We start from the raw sequence: 11589 nt of genomic DNA, 5'->3' as shown, positions 1-11589 counted from the left end.
TATTACATTCTATAAATCAAACCTTAGTAAACACAGATTACCTAAAATTCAATCATGGACATCTTGTTTTTAAGTCGAATTTCTGAAAAGGGGATGCCGAAAACCTTATAGAGTAGGTCTTTTTATGTAATTTTTTATTATGAAAAAATTAAGTGATGTGTTTTCATCTTTTGAAGAAAAGGTGATTTCTACTAATTCAATTTTTGCAGGTCGTGCATCTGGTGGTGAAACTGGTGCAACTGGATGTACAACGTATGAGGCAGATACAGCTGCCGATCCTGAGTCTTGGGTTGAAACTGCCACTGAATGTCGAAAGGATTCAGACACATGTGACGGTGTAATTGCGATGAAAAAATTAACTCTCGCTTAAATTAATTCCAGTAATGAAGTATTTTGTTACTGGATTATTTTGAATTTTTATTCTTATTCTTATGTCGCGCTTATTTGCACTACTTGTTTTATTTATTTCTTTTCAAATGTTTTCTCAGAACTTGAATACAACCTATAAAAAGTATACTGAATTCATTAACAAGAAGCAATTTCCTGAGGCGATTGAAGCTCTTGAAAGAATTGAAAAAAAAGCTATAAATAAGAACTTTTACAGGATTAAGGTGCTGTTTTTTGCAAATATGATTGGTGATAGCATAACATTTATGTCAACACTTAATCGATTGGATTTATCTGATAGTGTGCAGATTAAAAAAGTGATGTTAAATAATTTCACTGTTGTTTCAGGATGGAAAGACATTATTTCGAATAAGTTAAGTCTTAGTAGACCTTCGGATAGTGTCTTTTTGAAAGATGAGATGGATGCATTATATAAGAACGAGATTATGCATCGAAGCAAAATATCACATTTCTACGAGGAAATGGGTAAAGAAAAAATTACTCCAGAGCAATTTAAACAAAAAGTAGATAGCATATTCCAGTTACAGCGTCCTATTGATAAACAAAATCATAGATGTTTTGATCGTTTAATAGACTCTTTAGGTTATATACCTGGATTGAATGAATTGAACACTAAACAAACGAGAATAATCTATCTTATTTTACAGCATTATGACAACAATTCAACTAAATTGAAGTACATCAAAATGTTAGATAAATTGACAAAAAAAGGATTGTTTCCACATATATATTTTGTTCAAATTGTTGACAGGTACAGAGCGGGAGTAGGAAAGAAACTTCGTTTCGGTGAATCTGTAAAAATTGATGAAAATGGAAAACAAGTAATTGATGGAAAATTACAGTCAACTCGGAAGGTCAATAGAAATAGAATTAAATATGGATTAGGTACAATTTGAATTATGAAAGTACTTTTGGTTTTTTCTGTTGATCATGATTGGTCAACTCATCGTGTTCTTGATTGGTGTTACTCTTTCAATATTAAACCAATAATAATTGACTCTTCAGAGTTGGATTTATTTATTACATCTGTAACTATTGACCAAGACCAAAATTCGTTTAAAATTGATTACAAAAATGAATCAATTTCAAGTGATGATCTTATTGGTTATTGGTATCGAAGATCGTCTCCATTAGAAATAGAAAAATGGAAGTTTAAAGACTTAACACCAGAATTTTTTGAATTTGTTGTTCAGGAGCTACGTTATTTTAATAGTGGATTTTTTCATCTGTTAAAAAAAATCAAAGGAATAAACAACTTGAATTCTGCCGTAATGGATAAAACGAAGGCGCTCCTATTAGCGAAAGAACACGGAATCAAAATTCCATCAACTCATTACGTTACTAATTCAAAACGCTTTGCAGAAATATTGGCTTCTGGTAAAACATACATTACTAAGCCAATTTATAATATGACTAAAATATCAACGGAAGATGTCAATTATTTGCAGTATACAGAACTTGTTGATCCCAATGAAGTCCCCAATGTGGAGGCGATATTTCCAACATTGTTGCAAGAACAGATAAATAAACAACTTGAATTAAGAGTGTTTTATTTGGATGAAAAGATTTATCCAATGGCAATTTTTTCCCAAGAAGCACAACAGACATCTTTAGATTTTAGAAGATACTTGAGTGACAGGCCTAATAGAACAGTACCCTATTATATTGACGATAATCTGAAATCAAAAATCATTAAATTAATGAACGATTTGGAACTCAATAGTGGTTCTTTGGATTTTATCTTATCTGATGAAGATGAACTTGTATTTCTGGAAGTTAATCCAGTTGGTCAATTTGGTATGGTATCAGGACCATGCAACTATTATCTTGAAAAGAAAATAGTTGAATATTTTATGAATTAATGAAGAAAAGTAAAGACTTAATAGAAGCTTTGAATGCTTGCGAAGATGCTCCATTGACTTTAAAAAAAATGAAGCAGACCAAAAATACTCTGCCAAATTATTCTACATTTAAAAAATTGTTTGAAGTAGAAAAATATGATTCGAAAGCTGTTCGACTTGTTCAGTCTTATAAACCAATCTCGAAATTATAAAACGCCACAAACACAATGACAGAAGATTATTTTGTTTTTTTTGCGTCATGTATGCCTGTTTATGGACGGAATGGCATCACAATTTGTGATACACAGTATGGCGAAATTCATTGGTTTCCCCACGATTTACAACCGTTAATTGAGTCAATAGATAAACGCATTCCGATTATTGAAATGAAAAAAAAATTCTCAGATAGTGACGATGGATTAGAGCAATTTTTGGATCATTTTTCTAATAAGAAGCTAGGTTTTTATACTAAAAATCCGAACGTTTTCCCTAAACTATCTATGGATTGGTATCACCCCAGTAAGGTGACAAATGCAATCATTGATTTTGATACATGTTCTACTCACAAAATAGAACACATTATTGACGCCTTAGACCATTTGCTTTGTCCACATATCCAAATCAGATATTTTCAGCAGGTTAATAAAGAGTCAATTATAGACCAATTAATTTCTGTTAAGGGTTCTTCAGTCAATTCTATTGATATTGTTTTGACGCATCCTGGCAATTTGTCAATCGATGATTTAAAGACAATTTATGCTTCATATAGCCAAATTAATTCGTTTACATTGTTCAATGCAGAGGATGATAGAATTGTTGACGATGTTCCATTTTTATTATCATATATGAAAAGGGAAATAACGAATGAGAAATCATGTGGATTAATTACTGAAAATCATTTTAGTTCAAACATAAAGCTATTTACAGAATCAATCGATTTTAACAATTGTTTGAATAGAAAAGTCAGTATTGACAGAACTGGAGCAATTAAAAATTGCCCTTCAATGGAAACTTCATATGGAACTGTACCCACAACAAATTTATTGGATGTAATAGATCTTGTGCTCAATAATCCAGTTACAAAAATTAAGAAAACAGAAATACAAGAATGTGATTCATGTGAATATCGAATGGTATGTACTGACTGTAGGGCTTATGTTGATAATCCAGCCGACATCTATAGTAAACCTTTGAAATGTGGGTATAATCCAGTAACGACAGAATGGGCAGATTGGAGCACAAATACATTAAAAGAAAAGGCGATTAAGTTTTATCAATTAGATAATAGTAATTAAATGCGTTTTACTTTTTATCATCAACCCGATCAAATGAATTGTGGATCATCATGTCTTCACATGATTTCAAAATTGTATGATCGATCTATTTCTCTTGAAAAGATTCAAAAACTATCTGAAACAAACCGCGTAGGAAGTAGTCTTGCGGATATTGCTTCGGTGTCAGAAAAAATTGGTTTTTAGACCCTGGGAGTGAAAGTTGATTTTTTTAAATTGAAAAATGAGGACCTTTACAATGTATTGCTTACGGGCAAAAAAACCATTTCGTTATTCTATATGAAATAAAAGACGATACTATTTATGTTGCTGATCAAGCATATGGAAAGATAAAATATAACAAGGAGGGATTCATTAAAAGATGAAGTTCATTAACAGCATTCAAGAAATCAAACTTCACAATGCTGAACAACAAAAAAGATGGAGCTGGGAATATTTACAGGCACGTCTTTTCAAAGTTGTTTTGTATTATTGAGCCGCTAACGTAATAAATACTATTCGCGAAAATCATTGAAATTCAGAGTGAAAATCGATCATAAACAGTTGTAAGTAGTTGGAGTTGCACAAATAAACGAGTTAGCGGTCATGTTGCGTAACCACTTAAAAATAGAAATAATGAACCAATACAATGAAGTAGTACTTAATTTTTTAAACAAATTATCTGTCATAGATTATAAGTACAGATTGCTTGAAAAAGACAAAGAAGAATTCAATATATTTTCTGCCTTACACAAAGAAAATGATGAAGTAAGATTGCATTCTCGTTTCCTTTCAGTTTTGTTATCCCCAGAAAGTAAGCATAACAAAAAGGACATGTTTTTAAAGTTATTTCTGAAAACATTATCAATAGACAATTTTGAAACCGAGAATATCAAAGTGTATCCTACAGAATTTAATAAATCTGAGTTTAATGAAATTGATATTTTAATAATAAATAGGATTTCAAAACAAGCTATAATAATCGAAAATAAGATTGGAGCTGGAGATTCAAATCATGAAGATAGAGGGCAACTAGAAGGGTATTATGAATTAATACATGAATTAGAGAGCATTCCAAAAGAGCGGATTTATGTTTACTATTTAACAGTTGATGGACATTTACCAACTTCAGAAAGCTTAGGTAAATATGATAGTTTGGAGAATATGAATGGGAAAACTATTGATTATGAACACGAAATTCAGAATTGGCTAACACTTTGTTTACACGAATGTATAACTCAACCATTTTTAAGAGAAAGTATAATACAATATATCAACTTAATAAAGCAAATGACTAACGATAACACAAACATTCAAGAAAGAATCGAGATAAGAAATTTAATCTCAAGCAGCGACGAGACCATGTCAAGTACAAGGCTTCTAATAGAAAATTTCAAACACATAAAGTGGCACACTACTTCGGATTTTTGGAATGAGTTATGTTCAGAACTTGAGAAGGTCGGCTTCACGATATCTTCAAAACCGACAGAAGCTAATATTACAAGTACAACACACTATGAAGTTTACAAAAGTTCATATAAAACATCCAATGATTACGGGATTAAATTTTATAATTCTTCTAATATTCAATTCTTTATTTGGAATGGAACAGGAGATGACTGGCTCTATTGGGGATTTGACAAAAAATCATTATCACCCGAACATAATCTTAATTTAACAACTTATTTGAATCAAAATCCAGGTTTTTTTAACTTTTTTGAGCAAGAAAATTATTCGAAATATTTCAATTTGGTTGATGATGAAAATATTTACTTTCCTAATTTCACACTAAAAGGGACATTTGACTTGATAAGGGAGAATCACAGAAATATGATGATTTCAAATAAATTAGTTCCAGAAATCATTGAATTCTTAAGATTTATAATTTAAAAAACACGAACCGCTAACACACGCTTAGAGAAAAAGCCGTAATTCATCATTACGAAGAACATTAAATCGTGAAACTTGGATTTATCGTTCGCAAAATCATTCACGGTGAAACTCGGCTCCTTCTCCAAGCGTGGGAACGTTCTAATCTCAAACAACATTAAATCAACTAACTGAATTTTAATAGTCTCAATGATTTAGATTTCTATTTTGCAGTTACCGCTTTTGCAATCATGGTTGTTGTTTTTATTGGGGCTTAAATTTCGAAATATAGCATACAAAATAGTAGTGATTATTCTTTCATTAGATGCAACGGTTTTATCCTATTTCTGTTTTCGACATGATCTAAGTTCCCTTATTATTGGAACCTTGTTTTTAGTTGAATCTTTTATAGGGTTTACGATTGCTTTTGTCCGCAAACGATGAGCCAACCTTAAAAATTACCCGTAATATTGCATCTTAAATATATCCAATAAAGTGACTTTTTTAAACAGGCAAATCCGTTTTATAGCATCTGTAAAGAGAAAAGTATTGGTTGGTTTGATGTTGGGTGTTTTTTTGTCCTTCATCATTATTTTTTTGGAACCTTTTGATACCGATCAATTCCATTCGGATCATAAATTATTGGTTCTTTCCATTTTTGGAATTCTGATTTTTAGTGCTTTTGTTATTTACAGTAGTCTTGAGAATTTGTGGTATTTCCGAGTTCGAAAAGTTTGGCGGGTTTCCCATGAAATCATTTCAACTATTTTGTTTTTTTTGTTTTCTGGGAGTATGATTTATCTGTACAATGGATTGTTGATTAATCAGCAAAGCTATTCTTTGGGATCTCATTTGCGCTATTTAGGCACAATCGTATTACTGATGATTCCTGTTATAGCTCCTGTAATGCTTTATTTGAGACAGCAATTTGGAGAACTAATCTTACCCCTTGCTAGTAATTCCATTCGTTTAATAGGAGAGAATAAACATGAAATTCTAACCCTCGAAAAGAAGAATTTATTATTCGTTAAAGCTTTCGAAAATTACGTGGAGATCTGTTTTGTGGATGAGAGTAACAAAGTAGTCTCCAAAACATTTCGTCAAACACTTTCCAATGTCTCTCAGCAAATTCCTTCTTTGGAAAAATGCCACCGCTCTTATCTGGTCAATCTGATTACCGTGAAAGAAATAATTGGGAATTCACAAAGCGCAAAAATTGCTTTTGTTCAGGGTGAAAAGGAAATTCCGTTATCTAAAACGTATTATAAGCAGATAAAAAATCGGATGGTTTAATTGTGGAATGCAACGAAAAGACATTCATCTTATCTAGTGGTCAAAAAAAAGAGGCATTTCATCACTTTTACTGAAATAGCAAGCGATTTAACCTTTTCTTTGAACGCTCATTTAAACGAATCAAAACATGCACGGCAACAACAAATTGAAATTCATTCTGCTGAATTTCGCGCTCATTTTATTTTTCAATTTTGGGTATAGTCAAACCAATGCGATAACCGTTCGATTTATTGGAAACTGCGGTCTTTATATGACAGATGGAACTTCGAACATCTACTTGGATTTTCCCTATAAATCAGGTGCGCACCACTACATGGAATACAATTTAGCAGAGCTAGATAGTGTAAAGAATCACCCTGTTTTTATTTATACGCATAGGCATTCAGATCATTTCTCGGGACGATTGGTCAGAAAATTGTCGAAAAAGTTAGATGGTCAAATCTTCACTCCAAAGAATGCGGAAAGTCTAAAGAAGCTCAACACTCAATTGACCGATTTCACCATTGAAACAATTCATACAAAGCATCGCTTTTCATTCAATCATTACTCGTATGTAATTACTTGGCACGGCAAGAAAATCTTTATTTCAGGGGATACCGAAAATTCAGAGATTTTGGCACCCTTAAAGGATTTTGATTGGGCATTTGTTCCTGCTTGGCTTATCAGGGATGCTGGCGAAAAAGGAATCAAATTGCAAGATGTCAGTAAGCTATTTGCTATTTATCACATTGGTCCAAGGGATAAAATAACATCTGATAATCCGAAAATAAAATTATTGGATAAGCAAGGAGAATTGATTACGATTTCCTACTAGATTTCATTGGTGTTCAGGATACCCGAGAAGATGAAGTACTCGTTCTCGTTCTTTTTCAGGATTATTGTGTATTATTGAATCAATGTACGCTAAAGTAATCCTTCATTTAGATGACTGTTCACGAACAAATCGAAGAGTATATTTCCAATCAATTGGAGCCAAAACGCAGTGAGATGCGAGAGTTACACCGAATTACACTTCAAGTGGCGCCCGATTGTAAACTCTGGTTCACAGATGGTAAAAACGACGCTGGTAAAATTGTTGCGAATCCCAATATCGGATACGGACTTTACATGATCAAATATGCTGATGGAACAAGCCGAGAGTTTTATCGAATTGGTTTGAGTGCAACAAAAACAGGGGTTTCTGTCTATATTCTCGGTCTAAAAGACAAGGGGTACTTAGCCCAAACGTATGGAGAAAAAATAGGCAAGGCGAAAGTAACGGGCTATTGCATAAATTTCAAAACATTAAAAGATATAAATGGTGATATTCTTGAGGCGGCAATACGGTATAGGCTTGAAATGCAAGAAGATTGACGAAAAATACTTAATCAGGTCTTCTTTATAGATTCCCTTGTTGTTAGCACAAGTTTCTAGCTCGTGCTAACTTGGGTTTTTAAAATAAGAATATCCGAATTAAACCTTTTCGCTGGTAATTGCTTTTACAGCATTGATAGATTCTGTAATGTGAGTTGCTGCATTGGTCAAAGAGTTGTAAACGTGGCGCACAATCCCTTCTTTGTCGATGATGTAGGTTACTCGTCCGGGAATCAACCCGAAGAGGTTTCCAGGAACACCAAAAAGTTTGCGAACGGTTTTACTCGGATCAGCTAGTAAAGTGAAACTCAAACGGTGTTTTGCTGCAAATTCCGCATGTTTTTTAGGTGAATCACTAGAGATTCCAATGACTTCACAACCTAAATCTTTGAAATCTTCGTAACTGTCTCTGAAAGAACAAGCTTCGGCCGTGCAACCAGGTGTATCGTCTTTTGGGTAGAAATAAACAACCAATACTTTTTTCCCAAGCACTGTATGAATATCGAAATCTGTATTGTTTTGATCTTTTAATGTGAATGTTGGACATTTATCTCCTACTGCTATTGCCATGATTTTTGCTTTGATGTGTCTAACAAAGATGCGAAAAGATTGGGTTGGTTGTTATCCTTTGCGGTTAGATAAATCACAGTTTCATTTTTTTACCGCGAAGAAGCAGAGGTCGCAAAGAGTTCGGATTTATTAAAACAAAAAAATCCCGTCCTGAAGCGATGATTACATCTGCTTTGGGACGGGATTTCAATATGAGTATCGGAAAAATTATTCTCCTACAACTTCAAATTTGAATACTGGTTTAACCCCTTTATGAAGGTTAGCCTCAGCTTCGAACGTTCCAACTTCTTTGATTGGTTCGTCTTTAATTTTCAATGATTTACGATCGATATCGAATCCTGCTGCTTTCAATGCCTCAGACAATTGAACAGTGTTTACAGATCCGAAGATTTTACCGTTTTCACCAACTTTTGTGCTGATTTTAACAGTAACATCAACCAATTTAGCAGCGATTGCTTCTGCCTCTGCAACGATTTTTGATTCTTTATGAGAACGTTGTTTCATCATATCTTCGTGCGCTTTTTTCGCAGAAGGTGTAGCCAAATTAGCGTACCCTTGAGGAATCAAGAAGTTACGACCATATCCTGGCTTAACAGTTACAACATCATCCTTGTAACCTAATTTATCGATGTTTTTCTTAAGAATTACTTCCATGATTTCTTGTCTTTTAAATTAATTTGGATGACTATTTCAACATATCGCCAACGTATGGCAAGATAGCCAAGTGACGAGCACGTTTAATAGCTTTATTAACTCTCTTCTGGTATTTTGCAGAAGTTCCAGTAATACGACGAGGTAAAATTTTACCTTGCTCATTTACCAAACGCAACAAGAAAGTAGCGTCTTTGAAATCGATGAATTTAATTCCGCTTTTTTTGAAACGGCAATATTTATCTTTTTTAATCTCGATGTTAATCGGAGTCAAATAGCGAATATCGTTTTGTGACATGTTCTTAAATTTTTATGGTAAATAATTAAGCTTCAACTGGAGCTCCGCTCATTTTTTTGCGACGTTTTTCAGCGTATGCAAAATGATCCTTGTCCATTTTCACAGTCAAGAAACGCATGATGCGCTCGTCACGTTTCATAATCAATTCTAGGTCAGCGATTACAGAACCTTCGCCATCAAATTGAAATAAGAAATAGAAACCAGTTGATTTCTTTTGGATTGGGTAAGCCAATTTTTTTAGGCCCCAGCTCTCAGAATGCGTTAATTTACCACCCATGGCAGCCAATTCGCTTTCGTACTTTTGCACTGCTTCCTTTGCCTGATCTTCAGACAAAACGGGAGTAAGAATGAAAACAGTTTCGTAAGAATTCATAAATAAACTTATTTGTTGTTAATACTAAAATACCACTTAGAAACACTAAGCGGGGTGCAAAGGTAGGAAATAAATCTTAAAGTCATTCAATCAGAACATAGTTTTTCAATTCAGAGCTGGTTAAACTTCAAATTGTTAGGTTCGTTTTTCGATCTGGGTAAGAGTCTGAATTCTCTATAATTGAATTACCTCCACTTTCTTCTCGGGTTTCAACATTTCATAATACGGTTTGTTGGTGAACTCTTTGTAGGTGATGAAGTATAGTTCTCCCTTCTTGTTTATGTGATAGGAAGCATTAAAAATCTTAAAACTTTCTGATGTATAATCTGCGTGGATAGGTTTGGTGGTGTTTTCTCCGGTATTGATATCGATCTCAGATTTGATGATGGTAGTTTGAATGGAAATATCATAAGTAATGACACGCTTGTCTGTTTCGAAGAAATTTTCCGGATCCAGTTTTTTGACAGCGGCATTGAAGAAGAAAATCAGTTTATCGTTTTTTATAAAAGAAAATGATGCTCGGTTTGAACTGTTTTCGTTTTCCTTCCAGATATAAGGAGCATCATGAATACTAAGAACTGCAAAATTCCAAAGATTTTCGCGTTTATCGATATCAATACATGATATAAGAATACTTTCATTAATTGCCTGTTCGATTCTTTGCATGGTGCAAATGATTTTGTTGTCAACGATTTCGGCTTTTACGAATGAATTGTAGTTGGCGGAAATATCTTTTTTTGAATTGGTTTTTTGCCTATTCAAAACACATTCTTTTAACTGAAAAGATCCTGAATTTGCGTTTTCTAAAGTGCAATAAGCGAATCCATTTAGTCCTCCTTTGTTCAGCATGGAGAATAAGTAGGGTTCTGATTCATTTTCCAAGAATACCCATTCATCGATTTTTCCGTGAAGAAGTACTTGGTCTAATCGGGGTTCACTCAATACTCCATTCTTAAAATGAAAAAGCTCATCGCGTCTTGATAGGAATAAATCCAAACCATCTTCGAGGTAGACATCGGAAACATAATTGAAGTTGATTCCACCCTGAATAGTAAACGTGGATGATTTTTGAGAAGAGAAATTAATCGAGCAGGCAACAATGTCGTGTTCAATCAGAAGGATTGCAGCTCGGTCCTTTTTATGATAGAATTTCAAGGAATAATCACCGCTTTTCAATCCTCTGATTTGGCTATTTGTCAGGGTTAGAATTTCGATGGATTCTTTTTCTTTTAGGAATTTATCGAATGTGGTCATGTAGAATTTGTCGCATTCTACAGAGGAGGTGATTGCATAAAACGCCTCGTTGTAGCAGTAGAGTTGATGGATAATGGCGTTTTGGATGACTATTTTTTCAGATTCAATGATTTCTGTATCGGTCAGTTCATAGAGTGTAACTTGGTTACTTCTTTGACTGAACATCGATTTGATGTAAAGGTCTTTATTGTCGTGTTTTCCCAAGTAATAATAAGGACGCTCTTCTTTGGATGTTTGACTTTCGGCTAGGAATCCAAATGAAAACAAAAAACAAATAAATACTACAGCTTTCATTGATGATTAATTATCGGTGAATCTCCAAATTTAGGTAAAATTGGAAGACCTTGTTTTGTGATTAAATACAGTTTCAATCCAATTTCTTCGAATCATTGAATCTCTTCACAATTT

The 11589-nt window shown here is 33.5% G+C and carries 16 protein-coding genes; 11 read left to right on the top strand and 5 right to left on the bottom strand.

What is annotated here, in order from left to right:
• Positions 1–139: 139 nt before the first annotated feature.
• The 11 genes from FLUTA_RS05070 (at position 140) to FLUTA_RS05025 (ending at position 8035) form a co-directional block, all read left to right on the top strand.
• Entirely contained in the window at positions 140–370 is a 231-nt protein-coding gene (locus FLUTA_RS05070; RefSeq protein ID WP_013685785.1) for a hypothetical protein, read from the top strand.
• A 61-nt stretch (positions 371–431) separates the two neighbouring features.
• Positions 432–1304 (top strand): hypothetical protein, encoded by an 873-nt coding sequence (locus FLUTA_RS05065; RefSeq protein WP_013685784.1) that lies wholly within the window; start codon positions 432–434, stop codon positions 1302–1304.
• A gap of 3 nt (positions 1305–1307) precedes the next feature.
• Positions 1308–2270, top strand: a complete 963-nt coding sequence (gwsG, locus tag FLUTA_RS20565) for a grasp-with-spasm system ATP-grasp peptide maturase (protein ID WP_013685783.1) — start codon at positions 1308–1310, stop codon at positions 2268–2270.
• Complete coding sequence (locus FLUTA_RS05055) at positions 2270–2461, top strand: hypothetical protein (protein WP_013685782.1); 192 nt, start codon at positions 2270–2272, stop codon at positions 2459–2461. Before gwsG ends, FLUTA_RS05055 begins: the two co-directional genes overlap by 1 nt.
• A 15-nt stretch (positions 2462–2476) precedes the next feature.
• Complete coding sequence (gene gwsS, locus FLUTA_RS20560; RefSeq protein WP_013685781.1) at positions 2477–3544, top strand: grasp-with-spasm system SPASM domain peptide maturase; 1068 nt, start codon at positions 2477–2479, stop codon at positions 3542–3544.
• The gene (locus FLUTA_RS22025; protein WP_052301342.1) at positions 3545–3727 is read left to right on the top strand and encodes a cysteine peptidase family C39 domain-containing protein; all 183 of its coding nucleotides are present in this window, start codon (positions 3545–3547) and stop codon (positions 3725–3727) included.
• Positions 3728–3783: 56 nt separating this feature from the next.
• Positions 3784–3906, top strand: coding sequence for a cysteine peptidase family C39 domain-containing protein (locus FLUTA_RS22020; protein ID WP_083800590.1), 123 nt, complete (start codon positions 3784–3786; stop codon positions 3904–3906).
• A gap of 250 nt (positions 3907–4156) precedes the next feature.
• Positions 4157–5410: a PDDEXK-like family protein gene (locus FLUTA_RS05040; RefSeq protein ID WP_013685780.1), complete on the top strand. Its 1254-nt coding sequence runs from the start codon at positions 4157–4159 to the stop codon at positions 5408–5410.
• Positions 5411–5884: 474 nt separating this feature from the next.
• Positions 5885–6682: a LytTR family DNA-binding domain-containing protein gene (locus tag FLUTA_RS05035; protein WP_013685779.1), complete on the top strand. Its 798-nt coding sequence runs from the start codon at positions 5885–5887 to the stop codon at positions 6680–6682.
• A gap of 127 nt (positions 6683–6809) precedes the next feature.
• On the top strand, positions 6810–7496 hold the full coding sequence (locus FLUTA_RS05030) for an MBL fold metallo-hydrolase (RefSeq protein ID WP_013685778.1): 687 nt from the start codon (positions 6810–6812) through the stop codon (positions 7494–7496).
• Between the two features lie 110 nt (positions 7497–7606).
• Positions 7607–8035, top strand: coding sequence for a DUF1801 domain-containing protein (locus tag FLUTA_RS05025; RefSeq protein WP_013685777.1), 429 nt, complete (start codon positions 7607–7609; stop codon positions 8033–8035).
• A gap of 99 nt (positions 8036–8134) precedes the next feature.
• Here the strand turns inward: FLUTA_RS05025 and FLUTA_RS05020 are convergent, their stop codons facing one another.
• The 5 genes from FLUTA_RS05020 to FLUTA_RS05000 all read right to left on the bottom strand — a co-directional run bounded on the left by FLUTA_RS05020 (position 8135) and on the right by FLUTA_RS05000 (position 11475).
• On the bottom strand, positions 8135–8605 hold the full coding sequence (locus FLUTA_RS05020; protein WP_013685776.1) for a peroxiredoxin: 471 nt from the start codon (positions 8603–8605) through the stop codon (positions 8135–8137).
• 207 nt (positions 8606–8812) lie between these two features.
• Positions 8813–9259: a 50S ribosomal protein L9 gene (gene rplI / locus FLUTA_RS05015; protein WP_013685775.1), complete on the bottom strand. Its 447-nt coding sequence runs from the start codon at positions 9257–9259 to the stop codon at positions 8813–8815.
• 31 nt (positions 9260–9290) lie between these two features.
• Positions 9291–9554, bottom strand: a complete 264-nt coding sequence (rpsR, locus tag FLUTA_RS05010) for a 30S ribosomal protein S18 (protein WP_013685774.1) — start codon at positions 9552–9554, stop codon at positions 9291–9293.
• A gap of 25 nt (positions 9555–9579) precedes the next feature.
• Positions 9580–9927 (bottom strand): 30S ribosomal protein S6, encoded by a 348-nt coding sequence (rpsF, locus tag FLUTA_RS05005; RefSeq protein WP_013685773.1) that lies wholly within the window; start codon positions 9925–9927, stop codon positions 9580–9582.
• 174 nt (positions 9928–10101) lie between these two features.
• Positions 10102–11475 carry a hypothetical protein gene (locus FLUTA_RS05000; RefSeq protein WP_013685772.1) on the bottom strand — a complete coding sequence of 458 codons (1374 nt, stop codon included), beginning with the start codon at positions 11473–11475 and terminating at the stop codon, positions 10102–10104.
• Positions 11476–11589 lie beyond the last annotated feature (114 nt).

The organism is Fluviicola taffensis DSM 16823, from assembly GCF_000194605.1.
GTDB classification, from domain to species: domain Bacteria; phylum Bacteroidota; class Bacteroidia; order Flavobacteriales_D; family Crocinitomicaceae; genus Fluviicola; species Fluviicola taffensis.
The sequence above is the reverse complement of the archived record's forward strand: the minus strand, read 5'-3'. Positions and strand labels throughout refer to the sequence as shown.